17 protein-coding genes are annotated in these 16,268 nt (G+C 71.8%); 6 read left to right on the top strand and 11 right to left on the bottom strand.

The genetic code is table 11. The annotated features are described in order from the left end of the window. Positions 1-64: 64 nt before the first annotated feature. Positions 65-883 carry a phosphatase PAP2 family protein gene (locus ACVKXF_RS05900; protein ID WP_456795163.1) on the bottom strand — a complete coding sequence of 273 codons (819 nt, stop codon included), beginning with the start codon at positions 881-883 and terminating at the stop codon, positions 65-67. A 103-nt stretch (positions 884-986) separates the two neighbouring features. On the opposite strand from ACVKXF_RS05900, the gene ACVKXF_RS05895 reads away from it, so the two are divergent. Beyond that, positions 987-1,532, top strand: coding sequence for a hypothetical protein (locus ACVKXF_RS05895; protein WP_123311567.1), 546 nt, complete (start codon positions 987-989; stop codon positions 1,530-1,532). A 73-nt stretch (positions 1,533-1,605) separates the two neighbouring features. On the opposite strand, the gene ACVKXF_RS05890 is transcribed toward ACVKXF_RS05895, so the two are convergent. The 8 genes from ACVKXF_RS05890 to ACVKXF_RS05855 form a co-directional block, all read right to left on the bottom strand. Next, positions 1,606-3,291: a bifunctional 3'-5' exonuclease/DNA polymerase gene (locus ACVKXF_RS05890; protein ID WP_456795162.1), complete on the bottom strand. Its 1,686-nt coding sequence runs from the start codon at positions 3,289-3,291 to the stop codon at positions 1,606-1,608. 48 nt (positions 3,292-3,339) lie between these two features. Continuing rightward, the gene (locus tag ACVKXF_RS05885; protein WP_111083557.1) at positions 3,340-3,546 is read right to left on the bottom strand and encodes a hypothetical protein; all 207 of its coding nucleotides are present in this window, start codon (positions 3,544-3,546) and stop codon (positions 3,340-3,342) included. A gap of 34 nt (positions 3,547-3,580) precedes the next feature. Further along, positions 3,581-4,351 carry a hypothetical protein gene (locus tag ACVKXF_RS05880; protein ID WP_456795161.1) on the bottom strand — a complete coding sequence of 257 codons (771 nt, stop codon included), beginning with the start codon at positions 4,349-4,351 and terminating at the stop codon, positions 3,581-3,583. Further along, positions 4,348-5,208: a carbohydrate ABC transporter permease gene (locus tag ACVKXF_RS05875; protein ID WP_261783989.1), complete on the bottom strand. Its 861-nt coding sequence runs from the start codon at positions 5,206-5,208 to the stop codon at positions 4,348-4,350. Before ACVKXF_RS05875 ends, ACVKXF_RS05880 begins: the two co-directional genes overlap by 4 nt. Beyond that, positions 5,205-6,182: a carbohydrate ABC transporter permease gene (locus ACVKXF_RS05870; protein ID WP_340197859.1), complete on the bottom strand. Its 978-nt coding sequence runs from the start codon at positions 6,180-6,182 to the stop codon at positions 5,205-5,207. Before ACVKXF_RS05870 ends, ACVKXF_RS05875 begins: the two co-directional genes overlap by 4 nt. A gap of 11 nt (positions 6,183-6,193) precedes the next feature. Then, positions 6,194-7,519 (bottom strand): ABC transporter substrate-binding protein, encoded by a 1,326-nt coding sequence (locus ACVKXF_RS05865; protein WP_456795160.1) that lies wholly within the window; start codon positions 7,517-7,519, stop codon positions 6,194-6,196. 23 nt (positions 7,520-7,542) lie between these two features. Continuing rightward, a complete protein-coding gene (locus tag ACVKXF_RS05860; RefSeq protein WP_456795159.1) occupies positions 7,543-8,793 on the bottom strand; it encodes a Gfo/Idh/MocA family protein in 1,251 nt (416 codons plus the stop codon). A 148-nt stretch (positions 8,794-8,941) separates the two neighbouring features. After that, the gene (locus tag ACVKXF_RS05855; RefSeq protein ID WP_165901013.1) at positions 8,942-9,730 is read right to left on the bottom strand and encodes a DeoR/GlpR family DNA-binding transcription regulator; all 789 of its coding nucleotides are present in this window, start codon (positions 9,728-9,730) and stop codon (positions 8,942-8,944) included. A 132-nt stretch (positions 9,731-9,862) separates the two neighbouring features. Between ACVKXF_RS05855 and ACVKXF_RS05850 the strand changes: the two genes are divergently transcribed. The 5 genes from ACVKXF_RS05850 to ACVKXF_RS05830 are packed head-to-tail and all read left to right on the top strand — an operon-like array spanning position 9,863 to position 14,553. Then, on the top strand, positions 9,863-10,741 hold the full coding sequence (locus ACVKXF_RS05850; RefSeq protein WP_456795158.1) for an SIS domain-containing protein: 879 nt from the start codon (positions 9,863-9,865) through the stop codon (positions 10,739-10,741). Then, the gene (locus ACVKXF_RS05845; RefSeq protein WP_456795157.1) at positions 10,741-11,646 is read left to right on the top strand and encodes an ROK family protein; all 906 of its coding nucleotides are present in this window, start codon (positions 10,741-10,743) and stop codon (positions 11,644-11,646) included. The genes ACVKXF_RS05850 and ACVKXF_RS05845 overlap by 1 nt, the downstream gene beginning before the upstream one ends. Then, positions 11,643-12,764, top strand: a complete 1,122-nt coding sequence (gene nagA, locus ACVKXF_RS05840) for an N-acetylglucosamine-6-phosphate deacetylase (protein ID WP_456795156.1) — start codon at positions 11,643-11,645, stop codon at positions 12,762-12,764. Before ACVKXF_RS05845 ends, nagA begins: the two co-directional genes overlap by 4 nt. Then, positions 12,761-13,720 (top strand): 1-phosphofructokinase family hexose kinase, encoded by a 960-nt coding sequence (locus ACVKXF_RS05835; RefSeq protein WP_456795155.1) that lies wholly within the window; start codon positions 12,761-12,763, stop codon positions 13,718-13,720. Before nagA ends, ACVKXF_RS05835 begins: the two co-directional genes overlap by 4 nt. Continuing rightward, the gene (locus ACVKXF_RS05830) at positions 13,717-14,553 is read left to right on the top strand and encodes a class II fructose-bisphosphate aldolase (protein WP_456795154.1); all 837 of its coding nucleotides are present in this window, start codon (positions 13,717-13,719) and stop codon (positions 14,551-14,553) included. Before ACVKXF_RS05835 ends, ACVKXF_RS05830 begins: the two co-directional genes overlap by 4 nt. Before the next feature lie 61 nt (positions 14,554-14,614). On the opposite strand, the gene ACVKXF_RS05825 is transcribed toward ACVKXF_RS05830, so the two are convergent. Beyond that, positions 14,615-16,003, bottom strand: coding sequence for an L-serine ammonia-lyase (locus ACVKXF_RS05825; protein WP_123311543.1), 1,389 nt, complete (start codon positions 16,001-16,003; stop codon positions 14,615-14,617). 55 nt (positions 16,004-16,058) lie between these two features. Further along, the gene (locus ACVKXF_RS05820; protein WP_123311541.1) at positions 16,059-16,253 is read right to left on the bottom strand and encodes a PspC domain-containing protein; all 195 of its coding nucleotides are present in this window, start codon (positions 16,251-16,253) and stop codon (positions 16,059-16,061) included. Between the last annotated feature and the right edge of the window lie 15 nt (positions 16,254-16,268).

Below are 16,268 nucleotides of genomic sequence, written 5' to 3'. Positions count from 1 at the left end.
CGGGGCCTGGCGACTTCGTGAGCAGAAGATGTCGGGTGCGGGCGAGCAACCCGACGTCTTCTGCTCACGAAGTGATGCGGTCGACGTCCGGGGTGGGCTCGGCACCGTGGTCGAGCGCCGTCAGGTACAACCGGTGCGCCGTGATCACGAGGGCGAGCCAGGCGAGTCCGAGCGCCCACGCCGCCAGCACGTCGGTGAGCCAGTGGTGCCCGAGGAACACGCGCGAGGCCCCGACGGACAGCACGAACAGGGTGCCGACGACGATCGTCCACACCCGCGTGACGACCCGCGATTGCCGCAGGAGCAGGAGGTACACGATGGTGCCCACGATCACCGTGGAGTTGAGCGTGTGCCCCGACGGGAACGACGGCGACGTCTCGTACGGCGGCACCGCGTCGGACAGCGGCGGACGTGCACGGCCGATGAGGTCCTTGCCCGCGATCGTCATGAGCAACGAACCACCGCTCGCGGCGACCAGGAGCACCAGTGGCGTCCACGCACGGCGCTGGATCGTGAAGCCGACCAGGAACCCGAGCGCGACGATCGGCATCCCGATCGTGCCGGCGATGTCGGTCCACCAGGTGACGAGCGTGTCCGCCGTGGGTGATCGGAGTGTGAGCGCCCAGTCGAGGACGGGTCGGTCGAGCACCGCGACGTCGTCGGCTTCCCGCACGGCGTCGTAGACCTCGGAGGCGATCCACGTGGCGAGGACGGCGACACCGAGACCCACGGCGAGGGTCAGCAGCAGGACGGGCATGGCGCCGAAGCGCTTGCCGAGCGCGGTCCACGCACCGGCGACGCTGCGGCCGGCACGGGAGCGCCAACGGGTCAGGTCGACTTCGCCGACGGTACGGTCGGCGGCGTCCCCGCGTTCGGTGTGCATCCGTCCACCCTGCCCGAAGGCGCCGGGAGCCGTCCCGGCCGAACGCTTCGCCGGTGAGTATTTGACATGCTACGTTGCAGACGTCACGAGAGAGAGGTTGAACATGCGAGCAACGAAATGGCGAGGGATCACCATCGCGTGCGGGGCACTCCTTGCAACCGTCGCCGGTGTTGGCATCACGGCACCAGCGAACGCGGCGACCGCGAGTGCCGTCGAGACCTACGAGCTCGACGGCATCACCGTGCAAGGGCTCCCGAAGTTCACGAACCATGCGGCGCTCCTCGACTACGTCGCGACGAACTCGGTCAGTACTCGGCTCGACGCGGAGACCGGCAGGATCATCTCGGTCGCACCTGTTCCTCCTGCTGAGCGACAGGCGAAGGTGTCCGTACGGAACACCTGCAAGTCCGGAGATGCGTACTGGGCAGCCGCTGCGACGCCGTACACGAACAACTGCTTCTACGGCTCCGCCGGGACCTACACGTTCCCGAGCGGAGGCACGTTCTCGAGGAAGTTCTACATGGGGAGTCACACGGCGCGCGGGGGCTGGAAGTACGGCGGCAAGCAGAACCACACTCCGAAGCAGGGGCCCGGATCGGTCGCGACGCTCGACACCGTGACACAGATCAACCGCGGCCAGCTCTACTGACCGTGCCCGCTCGGGTGCCCCGTGCCGTCCTCCAGCACGCGGCACCCGACCAGGCGCTGCGGCGACAGCCCGACTAGTCCTTCGCCTCGGAGTACGCGCCCACTACGGCGACCGACAGCGGGAACGTCACCGGGAACTCCTGGAACAGCAGGCGTCCGGCATCGACCGCGGCCTCGCGGATCTGCGTCGCCACCCACTCGGCATGCTCCTCCGGCGCGTGCACCACGATCTCGTCGTGCACGAAGAACACCAGGTGCGGACCGTCCGTCACCGCCCCGGGGAACCGCGCGGTGAGCCGGGAACGCAGTGACCCCATCCACGCGAGTGCCCACTCGGCCGCGGTCCCCTGCACCACGAAGTTCCGGGTGAACCGCCCCCAGCTCCGGGCCCGCGACTCGACGGCACGCTGCATCGCCGGGGTCCCCTCGACCGTGTAGGCCTGGTTCCGCGCCTCGAACCAGGACGCCTCCGGCACGGGCGACGTCCGACCGAGCAACGTCGTCACGGGTTCGCCGCGCTCCCCCGCCCGAGCGGCGCGTTCGACCAGGTCCAACGCGCGCGGGAACGCCCGCACCAGGCGCGGGACGAGCCGTCCGCCCTCGCCCTGGGTGGCGCCGTACATCGCGCCGAGCATGGCCACCTTCGCCTGCTGCCGGGTCTCGACCGCGCCCGAGGCCACGACGCCGTCGTACAGGTCGCGCCCGTCGCCGGCGGCGGCCATGGCCCGGTCACCGGCCATCGCCGCGAGCACGCGCGGCTCCAGCTGTGCAGCGTCGGCCACGACGAGCTTCCAGCCGGGGTCCGCGACGACGGCCCCGCGGATGCCCTTCGGCAACTGCATCGCTCCCCCGCCGTCGGCGGCCCACCGCCCGGTGACGACGCCGCCGACCACGTACTTCGGGTGGAACCGGCCGTCGCGCACCCAGTCGTCGAGCCACGTCCACCCGTTCGCCGTCAGGAGCCGTGCGAGTCGCTTGTACTCGAGCAGCGGCTCGATGACGGGGTGCTCGATCTCCTGCAGTTCCCACTTGCGGGTGCTCGTCACCATGAGCCCGGCACGGCGCAGCGACCGCAGGACGTCGGCCGGCGAGTCCGGGTTGAGCGTCGGGTCGTCGAGGCGCTCGCGCACGACGGCGGCGATCTCCTCGAGCCGCCGCGGTCGCACGCCGTAGGGCACACGCGGCCCGAGGGTCTCCTCGAGCAGCCGCTCGTGGACGTCGGCGCGCCACGGCAGGCCGGCGTGCAGCATCTCCGCCGCGACGAGGGCTCCGGCGGACTCGGCGGTCGTCAGCAGCCGGAGCGCGCCGGGTGCCGTCGACCCCGCGACCGCCGCGAGCTGCGCCCGGAACTCGGCGACCGGGTCGACGTCGTCGTCCGGCACCGACGCGGCGAACAGGGCGTCGTCGAAGAGCTGGGCCTGCGTCGGCCGGACGACCCGGACCTCGGCCGCCGGAGCGTCGAGCGCGTCCGCCGGTGCCGCCGCGAGCGCGGAACCACGCGCAGCCAGCGCGGCGCGCAGGATCCGTCGGCACAACCGCAGGTCGACGCAGCGACCCACGCGCCTACCGGCGGCGAGGACGGCCGGGTACCAGCGTGCAGTGTCGTCCCAGACCCAGCGCACGCCCGGTGCGTCGTGCGCCGCGACGAAGGCCGGGAGGCCCGGCTCGTCCAGACGGATCGGATCGCCGTCAGCGGTCCCCGCGTCGGTCAGGGGCGTCGCGAGGACGCCGCCGTCGACGCGGCGGAGGACGAGGTGCACGGGACGATCATGCCGTGCCCCACCGTCACTGGCTGACGGGGTGGCGGGTCAGGCGCGCTTCGGACCGCCGGGGCGCACGGCTGCGGTGTCGGCGACGTCGATGCGGACGTCACCGTCCTCGGCTCGGGACACCTCGACCCGGGGGTCGGCGTCGTGCGCGTCGGACCCGGACATGCGTCGGAAGGTGTCCTGGCGTCGTTCCTCGAACGTCATGTCCACGCCGTCGTCGAGGTGGTCGTGGTCGGGCTTCGTCATGCGCTGCACGGTACGCGCTGACGGCTCCGCGCGATCAGACGGGTGCGGTCCCGGTCCGTTCGGTCCAGTGCGCTCCGGCCGCCCACCGGTCGAGGACCGCCCGGGGCAGGCGACCGGACGCGTTCGAGGCCCGGGCTGTGGCCAGCGGCACGCCGAACACGAACTTCGCCACGCTCTCGTCGCCCTCGGCGGCGTCGTGCGGGCCGGGTGGTGCGAGCCGGAACCGTCGGGCGAAGCGCACCAGGTTCGCCTCCGGACCGAGCACCGCGGCCAGGCCGGGGTCGAGGATCCACGAGCGGCACTGCCACCGCTCGGCGGCGAGCGCCGGCGCGAGGGCTCGGAGGACCTCGGGCGCGCGGGCGAACGACCGGTCGCAGGCGTCCGGGTCGAGCGGCCCGGTCTCCGGGACGTGGACGCCCCAGGCCGGCTGGCCGTCCGGCAGGCGGTCGCCGAGTTCGTACTGGAGGCGCCCCACGGCCACCACGCGACCGGTCGCCACCGAGACGAGCCAGTCCACCCCCGTGCCACGCAGGCCGTACCGGTCGAGTTTCCGGTCGACGTCGGCGACGGACGCCTCGGCCAGGCTGCGCGGGAGCCCCCGCGCCTCGAGCGCCACGGCGTTGCCGGGTACGGCCGCGCGGAACGCGGCGACCAGCAGGGCGTCCCGCTGCGCGGGATCCGCGTCGGCGACGGTGGCGGCCAGTGCGGCCGCCACCGTGGCGGAGTCGTCCGGTGACCCCACGGCGGCGGCGAGGACCGCGACGGACGCGGGACGGGCCTCCTGGCCGGGGGTGTCGACAGTCACTTCAGACCGGACGAGGCGAGCCCGTCCATCACCCGCCGCTGCAGGACGACGAACATGATGAGCACCGGGGCCATGGCCATCAGGCTCGCGGCCATGAGCACCGGGTAGTCGATGGTCCGGTCGCTCGACAGCGTCGCGAGGCCGGCCGCGAGGGGCATGTCCTCGGCACGCGTCGAGACCACGAGCGGCCAGAGGAGCTCGTTCCACGACCACAGCACGGTCGTGATCGCGAGCACGCTGATCGAGGGACGGGCGAGTGGCAGCATGATCCGCCAGAACGTCTGGAACGGGTTGGCGCCGTCCATGCGCGCAGCCTCTTCCAGCTCGGGCGGCATGTTCAGGAACGCCGTCCGCATCAGGAAGGTGCCGAACGCGCTGAACAGCCCCGGTGCGACGATCCCCATCAGGGTGTCGAGCCATCCGAGCCCCTGCACGATCTGGTACTGCGAGATCAGGTACACCTGCGACGGCACCAGCAGGATCGACAGCACGATCGCGAGCAGGACCGCCCGGCCCCGGAACCGCATGCGGGCGAAGGCGTAGCCGGCGAGCGTGCAGAGCACGATCTGCGCCAGCGTGCGGATGATCGTGACGTACACGGACGTGCCGAGCTGGCTGAGGAACGGCAGGCGCTCGAACACCTGCGCGTAGTTCTGCCACTGCAGCTCTCCCGGCCAGAACGTCGGGGTGACGGACTGCACCTGGGCGTTCGTGGACAGCGACATGATGATCTGCCACACGAACGGGAACGCCATCGCGAAGCCGCCGACGCCGAGGACGACGTGGATCCACCAGTGGCTGCCGCCGCGGCGGCCGGGCCGACGTGCGGCCCGTGGCGGTGTGACGGTTGCGGTCATGCCTGCACCCACTTCCGTTGGACGCGGAACTGCACGAGCGTGACGATGCCGATCAGCAGGAAGATCACCATGGCGATCGCGGCCGCGAAGCCCTTGTCGTTGTCGATGAACCCGGCGCTGTAGAAGTAGAAGACGAGCGACATCGTCTTCGGGATCACCGGGTTGGTGCTGCCGAGGATGGCGTAGAGCAGGTCGAAGAGCTGGAAGCTCGAGATGGTCGTCACGATGACCACGAAGAAGATGCTCGGGCTGAGCAGCGGGACCGTGACGGAGCGGAACTGCCGCCAGCGGCTCGCGCCGTCGAGTTCGGCGGCCTCGTAGAGCTCCGGTGGGATGTCCTTGAGGCCCGCGCCGAGGATGATCATCGAGAACCCGAGGGACGACCACAGGCCGACGAAGCTCACCGCGACGAGCGCGAACCCGGGCGTCGAGATCCAGTACGGACCGTCGATGCCGAACAGTCCGATGAACCAGTTCACGATGCCGTAGTCGCCGTTGAACATGATGCGCCAGACGAGGGCGATCGCGGCCGGCATGGCGACGTAGGGCAGGAAGAAGAGGACCCGGTAGAACTGCGCGAACCGCAGGCCCGGGGTGTTCAGCAGACTGGCGAGCCAGACCGCGATCGGGATGCCGGCCAGGACGATGACCGTGTAGACGATCGTGTTGAGCAGCGACTGGTACAGCTGCGGGTCACCGGCGAGGCGGACGTAGTTGGCGACACCGCTGAACGTCGCGCCGCCGAACACGCCCCAGCTGGTGAACGAGTACCAGAACGTCTGGATGATCGGCCAGATGTAGAACGTGCCGACGCCGACGAGCAGCGGGAGGACGAACAGCCACGGCCACCAGCCGTCGGTCCGTCGAGGTGCGCGCGTGCCGCCGGCCGTCGGGCCGGGGGCGCCCCGCCCGGACGACCGCGTCGTCCGGGCGGGAGCGGAGGCGGCCTGTGGCCGCTCGGTGTTGATCGTCATCGGCTCGGGACTCACTGTTCCTTGGCGAGGGCGGCGTCCATCTTCTGCGCGAGCTGCTTCGCGACGTCGTCGACCGGGGTCGAACCGTCGAAGGCGTTCGGCAGGAGGTTGGTCTCGAGGGTGTTCCAGGCGGCGGTGTTCTTCGACACCGGCAGGGGCTTGGCGTAGTCGACGGCGTCGAGGAACACCTGGAGGTCGGCGTCCGGCATCGTCTTCGTGAAGGCGGACTGCGTGCCCTCGTAGGCGGGGATGACGGCGCCCATGTCGCCCTGCTGCTGCTGGGCGGTCTCGCCGGCGAGGTAGGCCTGGAGCGCCTGCGCCGCGGCCTTGTTCTTGCTCGCCTCGGCCACGACGTTCGAGACACCGTGGATGACGGTCGCCTGCTCCTTGCCCTTCGGTAGGGGGTACACGACGACGTCCTTCTCCATCGCGGTGCCGGTCAGGGCCGAGCGGAACCAGCTACCGCCCTGGTACATCGCGAGCTTGCCCGACGTGAACCACTGGTCGGCGGTGGTGTCGGTGAGCTGCTTGATCGACGGCGAAGCGCCCGAGTCGATCAGGTCCGTCCAGAACTGCAGGCCCGCTTCCGAGGCCTTCGAGGCGTACTCGGACTTCGTGCCGTCGGCGTTCACGACCGATCCCCCGGCCTGGAAGATCGTGTCGTAGTAGGTCGTCTGGCCGTCCATGCCGCCGGCCGCGCCGTACGCGCCGTCGGCCTCGAGCTTCTTGCTGAGCTCGGCGCCGGTCTCCTGGAAGTCGTCCCAGGTCCAGTCCTTCGACGGCAGGTCCATGCCGGCCTTCTCGAACAGGGCCTTGTTCACCCAGACGCCGATGGTGTCGAAGTCCTTCGGCACGCCGTACTGGGTGTCGTCGTACGTGTACAGGTCGTTCAGCGCGCTCGAGTACTTCGCGGGGTCGATGTCACCGGCCTTGACCGCACCGGTGATCGGCGCGAGCTTGCCGTTGGCCGCGTACAGCTGGAAGTTCGGGCCGTTCATCCAGAACAGGTCGGGCAGCGTGTTGCTCGAGCCCTGGGTCTGCAGCTTCGTCCAGTAGTTGGCGAACGGCGTGACGTCGACGCTGACCTTGACGTCCGGGTACTCCTCGTTGAAGCCCTTGAGGTTGGCCTTGATCGCCTTGACCTGGTTCTCGTCCCAGACGGCGTACGTCAGGTTCGCCTTGGTGTCCTTCGCGGCAGCGGTGTAGTCACCGCCGGAGCTCGACGCCCCGGAGGACGTGGAGCACCCGGCGAGGAGTGCGGCCGCGCCGAGCGCGGCGACGGCGCCGACGAGGATCCGGCGGACGCCGGTCCCTCGGGCGGGGATGTGTGCGGTCATCGGGAGGTCCTTTCGCACGGCCGTCAGGAACCGACGGTCTGGGCGGGGTGGGTGGGGTGCGGAGCGGGTCGTGTGGAGGGTGTGGCGGGCCGGCTGAAGTGCGCGATCGTCTCGGCCGGCAGCGGCGGGACGTCGATCGGGACGGAGCCGGTGCGCAGCGAGCGGGTCGCCAGGGCACCGGCGGCGACCGCGGCGCGGGCCGCGATCGGGGACAGCTCCGTCGGTTCGCCGAGGGCGACGGACCGCAGGAACTCGGTCATGGTGATCAGGTCGGCGTCGGCGTGGCCGTCCTCGACGCCGTCGATCGGGTACTCGCGGTCCCCCGCGGTGTCCCAGCCACGACGGTGCGTCCAGACCTTCACGACGCCACCGCCGGTGTCGCCGATGTTCTCGAGGCGGCCCTCGGTGCCGATGACCGTGTAGTTCCGCCAGTAGTCCGGGGTGAAGTGGCACTGCTCGTAGCTGGCCTGCACACCGTTGTCGAGCGTCATCATGACCATCGAGACGTCCTCGACGTCGACGACGGGGTTCAGCCCGGTCTGGGCGAGCGGCGGCCAGTTGTCGTGGGAGAACCAGTCCCCCATCAGCTCGCCGCTGCGGTCCCTCCGGTCGGTGACGTCACCGTAGACGGACAGCGAGCCCATGCCGACGACGCGGCTGGTGTCGCCGCCGCCCAGCGCGTGGATGACGTCCAGGTCGTGGCTGGCCTTCTGCAGGAGCAGGGAGTTGACGTTCGCACGGTCGGCGTGCCAGTCCTTGAAGTAGTAGTCCCCGCCGTTGCCGACGAAGTGCCGGCACCAGACGGCCTTGACCTCGCCGATCTCGCCGCGGTCGACGATCTCGCGCATCAGGCGGACGACGGCCGCGTGACGGAAGTTGTGGCCGACGTAGAGTGTGGTGCCCGTCTCGGCGGCGGTGTTGAGGACCGCGTCGGCATCCTCGACCGTGATGGCGAGGGGCTTCTCGAGGTAGACGGCGATGCCCGCGCGGAGCAGGTCGATCGCGATCTCGGCGTGCGTCCGGTCCGGGGTGGTCACGATCGCGGCGTCGACCTGGCCGGTGAGGTCCCGGTGGTGCTCGACCACCAGCGCGTCGGGGTACTCGGCCCGCCCGCGCTCGCGGCCCGCTGCGGTGACGTCCGCCACGGCGACGACCTGTGCCCGCAGTGCCGGTTCCGCGGCGACCGCCTCGGCGACGTGCCGTGCGATGGCGGACCGCTGGCCCATACCGATCACCGCGACGCGGAGGATCCCGTTGTCAACGCCCATGCTCATCTCGCTCCCTTGCGTGATTGTGACGCCCATGATGCCGAATCGATCATGAATGCACAATAGGCGCTCACGGATCGCTCATGGGTCCGCGGCGGGAGGGTTTTACACGATCGAAACGTCGCGCCCGCGATCCGGGCGCTCGTCCGCCTGCTCAGTCGGCGACGACGAGCTCCACGCCGGCGCTGGCGAGGTCGGCTGCGAAGGCCGGCGGGACGGGCTGGTCGGTGACCAGGACGTCGATGCGGTCCAGCGGGCAGATCCTGGCGAAGGTCGACCGCTCGATCTTGGTCGAGTCGGCGACCACGATGACCCGTCGCCCGACCGACGCGAAGTGCCGGCTGACCTCGGCCTCGCCCTCGTGCATGGTCGTGGCGCCGTACTGCCCGGTCAGGCCGTCCACCCCGAGGACCACGAGGTCGAGTGCGAACTCGTCGAGGGTGTCCCGGACGAGCGGTCCGACGAGCTCGTACGACTGCCGCCGCGCCACCCCGCCCGTGACCACGATCTTGACGTTGGCGCGGACGGACAGCTCGTAGCCGACGTTGAGCGCGTTCGTCACGATGGTGATCCCGAACTCGCCGTCGGCCCGGATGAACCGCTCGCTCTTGCCGAGTTCACGAGCGACCTCGGTCGTGGTGGTGCCGCCGTTGAGCCCGACGGTCTCGCCGGGCTGCACCAGTCGTGCGGCGGCGCGGGCGATGGCGGTCTTCGCCTCGGCCTGGCGCGCGATCTTGTACTGCAGGGGCAGTTCGTAGCCGGCCCCGAGCGCCGCTGCTCCCCCGTGCGTGCGCGTCACGAGCCGCTGGTCGGCGAGCGTCGTGAGGTCCCGTCGGGCCGTCGCCGCCGAGATCCCCAGCAGCTCCCCGATCTCGGCGATCGACACGTTGCCGCGTTCGCTCACCAGTTCGAGCAGGGCGTTCAGCCGCTGTTGGGGGGTCATGACGGCCATCCTACGGTGCCATCGCGACCGCTCGGTGATCGGAATTGACGCTTTGGTCTTCCATCGCGCACGATCGCTCGCTACGCTTCCTGATCATCGATCACCCGGATCGAACCGGACCGGAAGGCTCCCATGACCGACACCTTCGTGAACGCCGAACTGGCCTCCCAGCCGGAGACCTGGCGCGCTGCCGCAGCACTCCTGCCGACTTTCTCGGACGCGCTCCCCCAGCCCGGCGAACGCGTCGCGGTGATCGGCTGCGGCACGAGCTGGTTCATCGCGATGAGCTACGCCGTCGCCCGTGAGCAGGCCGGCCTCGGGGTCACCGACGCCTTCGCGGGCTCCGAGTACCCCGCATCGCGGGAGTACGACCGCGTGCTCACCATCAGCCGCTCGGGCACCACGACCGAGATCGTCGACCTGCTGCAGGCCCTGCCGTCGCAGCGCACCGTCCTGATCACGGCCGTCGCGGACAGCCCCGCCGCAGCCGTCGCCGACGACGTGGTCGCACTGCCCTTCGCCGACGAGCGCTCCGTCGTGCAAACCCGGTTCGCCACCACGGCGCTCGCCCTGCTGCGCGCGTCGATCGGCGACGACGTCGACGCCCTCGCCACCCAGGCCGAGACCGCCCTGACGGTGCCGATCGACGACCTGCTCGACGCCGAGCAGGTCTCCTTCGTGGGCCGTGGTGCCGCCGTCGGTCTGACGTTCGAGGCCGCGCTCAAGACGCGGGAGGCCGCACAGTTCTGGGCCGAGTCCTACCCGGCGATGGACTACCGGCACGGGCCGATCGCCATCGCGCAGCCCGGCCGGCTCGTCTGGTCGCTCGGTGCCGCGCCGCAGGGGCTCTCCGACGAGGTCGCCGCCACCGGTGCGCGCTTCGTGCAGCACGACCTCGACCCGATCGCCGGGCTCGTCGTCGTGCACCGGTTCGCCGTCGCCCTGGCCGAGGGTCGTGGGCTGGACCCGGACAACCCCCGTTCGCTGACGCGGTCGGTCATCCTCACCTGATGGCGGGCGCAGGCGCGGTGCTCGGGGTCGACGTCGGCGGCACGGGCACCAAGGCTCGGCTGACCGACACCGACGGACTCGTCCTGGACGAGACCCGGGTCCCGACGCCGCGCGACGACCCGTCGGGGGACCGACTGGCCGTCGCCGTCGCCGACCTGGCAGCCCGGGCGCTCGACCGCGGTCGTCTCGACGCCGTCGGGCTCGTCACGCCGGGTGTCGTCGACGAGGCCGCCGGCACCGTCGTCCTCGCGGTGAACCTCGGATGGCAGGACGTGCCGGTCCGTGGCCTCGTGCAGGCCGCGCTCGTCCGCCGCGGCATCGACGTCCCGATCGCCTTCGGCCACGACGTCCGCGCCGGCGCCCTCGCCGAGACCCACACCGGCGACACGGCGCTGTCCCGCGGATCGGTCGCCTTCGTGCCCGTCGGCACCGGGCTGGCCAGCGCGCTGGTCGTCGACGGCCAGGTGGTGTCCGGGGGCGGATGGGCGGGGGAGATCGGCCAGGTGCTGATCCCGTCCGGACCGCACGCGGGGGTCCGGGTCGAGGAGATCGCGTCGGCCGGGGGAGTCGCACGCCGCTCCGGCTCCGCATCGGCGCACGCAGCCATGCTCCGGGTGCGCGACGGCGACCCCGTGGCGACCGCCGTCTGGGACGACTGCGTCGCCGTTCTCGCTGACGCGCTCGCGTGGACGACCGCGGTCGCCGGGTGCCACACCGTCATCGTCGGCGGGGGACTCGCCGAGTCCGGCCCGCTGCTGTTCGGGCCGCTGCGCACGGCGGTGGCCGAACGGCTCGTCGGGGTCCGCGCTCCGGAGGTCCTGCCGGCCGCTCACGGCGACGCCGCCGGAGCCATCGGCGCGGGCATGCTCGCTCGGCGGCTGCTCGAGAGCGGGGTCCTACTGTGACCACGCTCGTCCGCGCGCCGCGCATCGTGACCGCTGCCCACGACCTGCACCACGGCTGGATGCTCCTCGGCGACGACGCCACCGTGCTCGCGGTCGGTAGCGGCACACCGCCGCGCGCAGGCACTGCGGTCACCGTCGAGGGCAGCGTCGTACCGGGCTTCGTCGACCTGCACGCCCACGGCGCCCTCGGCCACGACTTCGCGACCTGTTCCACGGAGGACGCCCGGGCAGCGGCGGCGCACCACCGGTCGCGGGGGACCACGACCCTCGTCGCCTCGATCGCCACCGGACGCCCCGACGACACCGTCGCAGCGCTCACGCGCCTGCGCCCACTCGCCTCGGACGGAACGCTGGCGGGCGTGCACCTCGAAGGGCCGTGGTTGTCCCCGGCCCGCCGCGGAGCCCATCGGATGGACCTGCTCCACGCCCCGGACCCCCTCGAGGTCGACGCGTACCTGGCGGCCGCCGACGGCGCGCTGCGGATCGTCACGCTCGCCCCCGAGCTCCCCGGCGCCGTGGAGACCGTGGCGCGGTTCGTCGCCGCCGGGATCATCGTGGCGATCGGACACACCGACGCCTCCGCCGAGCAGACCCGCCGTGCGATCGACGCCGGCGCCACGCTCGTCACGCACCTGTTCAACGGCATGCCGCCGCTGCACCATCGCTTGCCCGGGCCGGTCGGGGTCGCCCTGACCGACGACCGGGTCCTGCTCGAGTGCATCGTCGACGGGCACCACCTCGACCCGACCACGATCGGGCTCGTCCAGCGGAGCGCACCGGACCGCCTGGTCCTCGTGTCCGACGCGATGTCGGCGACGGGCTGCCCCGACGGCGACCACACCATCGCCGGGTCCCCGGTCTCCGTCCGCGGCGGTGTCGCGATGCTCGCCGACGGGTCCTCGTTGGCGGGCAGCACGATCACCGTCGCCGACGCGGTCCGCCGACTGTCGACGAGCGGGGTCGCGGTGCCCGAGGTCGTCGCCGCCTCCGCCACCCGCGCGGCTCGGATGCTCGGTCGACCGGCGCCGCTCACGGTCGGCGCACCCGCCGACCTCCTGGTCCTCGACCCCGACACCGGTTCGGTACAGCCTCTCCTGACACCGGCGGTGGTCGCGTGATCGTCGTCGTCACACCGAACCCAGCCGTCGACGTCACGTACCGGGTCGCCGAACAGCGCATCGGCGAGACCCAGCGGGTGCTCGACGTCGCACGGCACCCGGGTGGCAAGGGCCTGAACGTCGGCCGGGTCCTGGCAGCGACCGGTGTCGCGACGCACGCGGTCCTGCCCCTCGGGGAGACGCCCGGCCGCTGGATCTCGGACGCGCTCGACCGCCTCGGCCTCGACCACACCGACGTCGTGGTGTCCGGTACGACCCGCACGACGGTCACCGTGGTCGACGACATCGCCCACCCGACGATGTTCGGCGAACCCGGCCCGGTGCTCACGGCCGTCGAGTGGGACGCCGTCGCCACGGCGGTCGGCGGACTGCTCGCCGACGCCGACACCACCGCCTTCGTCGTGTCCGGTTCGCTGCCCAGCGGAACCGCGCCCGACGTCGTCGCGAGCTGGGTCGCCACGGCGCACGGGCACGGCGTCCTGAGCGTCGTGGACTGCTCCGGTGCTGCGCTGCTGGCGGCGGCGAGCGCCGGCGCCACGGTCTGCAAGCCGAACCGCGAGGAACTGCTCGAGGCCACCGGTGCCACGGACGAACGTGCCGGCGCGCTCCGACTGCTGGAACTCGGTGCCGGTGTCGTGGTGGTCTCCCGCGGGGCGCACGGCATCGCCGCCCACACCGCGGACCACGTGCTCGAGGTCCCGGCGGTGCCCGGTGTGTCCGGCAACCCGACGGGCGCGGGCGACGCGGCGACCGCCGGACTGGTCGGCGCTCTGGTCGGCGCGGGTACCCGGCAGGGACCCGGTGCACCGTTCGCCGACGACACCCTGCTCCGGGCCCTCCGGTCCGCCGCCGCCCACGGGGCCGCCGCCGTCCTGCGCCCGGTGGCCGGCGAGGTCGACCCCGCCGACGTCCACCGCTTCCTGACCCACCCCGACCGAACGAGGACCCCAGCATGATCACCGACCTGGCCCTGACCGGCCTGCTCGACACCGCCCGCACGGCACACCGTGGGGTCGGCGCGTTCAACGTCGTCCTGCTCGAGCACGCCGAGGCCATCGTCACCGGGGCCGAGCGGGCCGGGCTGCCCGTCATCCTGCAGATCAGCGAGAACTGCGTCCAGTACCACGGCGGGCTCGCGCCGATCACGACCGCGACCCAGGCGATCGCCCGGGCCGCCGACGTCGACGTCCTGGTCCACCTCGACCACATCGAGGACCCGGACCTCGTCGCCGCCGGGATCGACCTCGGCGTGGACTCCGTCATGTACGACGGCTCCCACCTGGACTTCGCGGCGAACGTCGCCGCCACCCACGACCTCGCGGTGCGGTGTCACGCCGCCGGCGTCGCCATCGAGGCCGAGCTCGGCGAGGTGGGCGGCAAGGACGGTGTGCACGCTCCCGGCGTCCGCACCGACCCGACCGACGCCGCCGCGTTCGTGGCCGACACCGGGGTGGACGCCCTGGCCGTCGCCGTCGGGACGTCGCACGCGATGCAGACCCGCGAGGCCTCGGTCGACCGCGACCTGGTGGAACGCCTGCATGCCGCGGTGCCGGTCCCGTTGGTCCTGCACGGCTCATCGGGGCTGTCCGACGACGAACTGCGCGGGGCGGTGCGCGCCGGCATGACGAAGCTCAACATCTCGACGCACCTGAACGGCCTGTTCACCCGTGCCCTGCGCACCGTGCTCGAGGAGCGCCCCGATCTGGTCGACCCGCGGAAGTACGTGTCTGCGGGGCGCGAGGCGATCTCCACCGAGACTGCACGACTGCTGACGCTCCTGCACGGCTGAGCGGAAGCAGCGACAGCGCGAGCAGCGCCTGCGCCTGCGCCTGTAGCGACAGGGAGCCCGTTCAGCAGAGCGGGACGTTCACCGCGAGCCCGCCCATGGCGGTCTCCTTGTACTTCGACGACATGTCCGCCCCGGTCTGCCGCATCGTCTCGACGACCTGGTCGAGTGACACGTGGTGCACGCCGTCCCCGCGCAGGGCCATCCGTGCGGCGTTGATCGCCTTGTTCGCCGCGATCGCGTTCCGCTCGATGCACGGGATCTGCACCAGGCCGCCGATGGGGTCGCACGTCAGGCCGAGGTTGTGCTCCATGGCGATCTCGGCAGCGTTCTCGACCTGTTCCGGTGTGCCCCCGAGGACCTCGGCGAGCCCGGCGGCCGCCATCGAGGCAGCGGATCCGACCTCACCCTGGCACCCGACCTCGGCCCCGGAGATCGACGCACGCTCCTTGTAGATCGAGCCGATGGCGCCCGCGGTGAGCAGGAACCGCACCACGGCGTCGTCCCGGTCGGCGGCGGTGATCGCGGGGACGTACGTCAGCGCGTAGTACAGGACCGCGGGGATGATGCCGGCGGCGCCGTTGGTGGGTGCGGTGACGACCCGGCCACCGGTGGCGTTCTCCTCGTTCACCGCCATGGCGACGAGGTTCACCCACTCCATGGCGAACAGCGGGTCGTGGTCGGGGTCCTCGCGGGTGAGCTGCTCGTGCCAGGTGCTGGCGCGGCGACGGACGTCGAGGCCGCCGGGCAGGCAGCCGTCCCGTCGGACGGAGCGCTCGACGCACGAGTCCATCACGGCGTGGATGCCGAGCAGTCCGGTGCGGACGTCGGCGTCGGTCCGGGTGACCGACTCGTTGGCGAGCGCCACCCCGCTGATCGGCAGACCGGACGCGGCACAGGCGGCCAGCAGTTCGGCGCCGCTCGAGAACGGGAACGGCACGCGGTCGTCGACGGGGATCGCCGCGCCCGCGACGACGGCCCCGTCGCCCTCGCCCTCGCTGTCGCGCGCGATGAAGCCGCCGCCGATCGAGTAGTAGGTCTCGTCGGCCAGGTCGGCACCGGATGCGTCACGGGCGCGCAGCCGCATGGCGTTCGGGTGCCGGGGCAGCATGGTCAGGGGGTGCAGCACGATGTCGGCGAGCCGGAACGGTACGGTCGCTCCGCCGTCGAGTCGGAGCACGCCGTCCCGTTCGAGGGCATCGAGCGCCGCTGACATCGCGTCCGGGTCGACGGTCTCGGGGTGGGACCCCATCAGGCCGGCGACCACGGCACCGAGGGTGCCGTGGCCCTGCCCGGTCGACGCGAGCGAGCCGTACAGGTCGACGGCGACGGACGCGACCGGGAGCCCGGCCACCAGGGTGGCGAACTCGGCACCGGCCCGCATCGGCCCGACGGTGTGCGAGCTCGAGGGACCGACACCCACGCTGAACAGATCGAAGACGGAGACCGGCACGCCGTCACACTAACCCGTCCGGACGGACCGGGTCTCGGACTGGCGGCGCCGATTCTCAGCGGCGGGCGTTGCCCTCGGCCGGGACCACGAACCACAGGACGACGTAGGCGATCCACAAGGGGCCGGGAAAGAGGCTCAGGATCACCCAGCCGATGCGGACGAGGGTCCGGGACAGGCCGAAGCGGTCGGCGAGGCCGGCGCAGACACCGGCGAGGATGCGGCCGTTGCGGGGACGGGAGAGTGTGCTCATGGGGACGACGTTACG

The organism is Curtobacterium sp. PvP017 (genome assembly GCF_054060195.1).
Note: the sequence above shows the minus strand (reverse complement) of the source record. Positions and strands in the feature narration are given on the sequence as shown.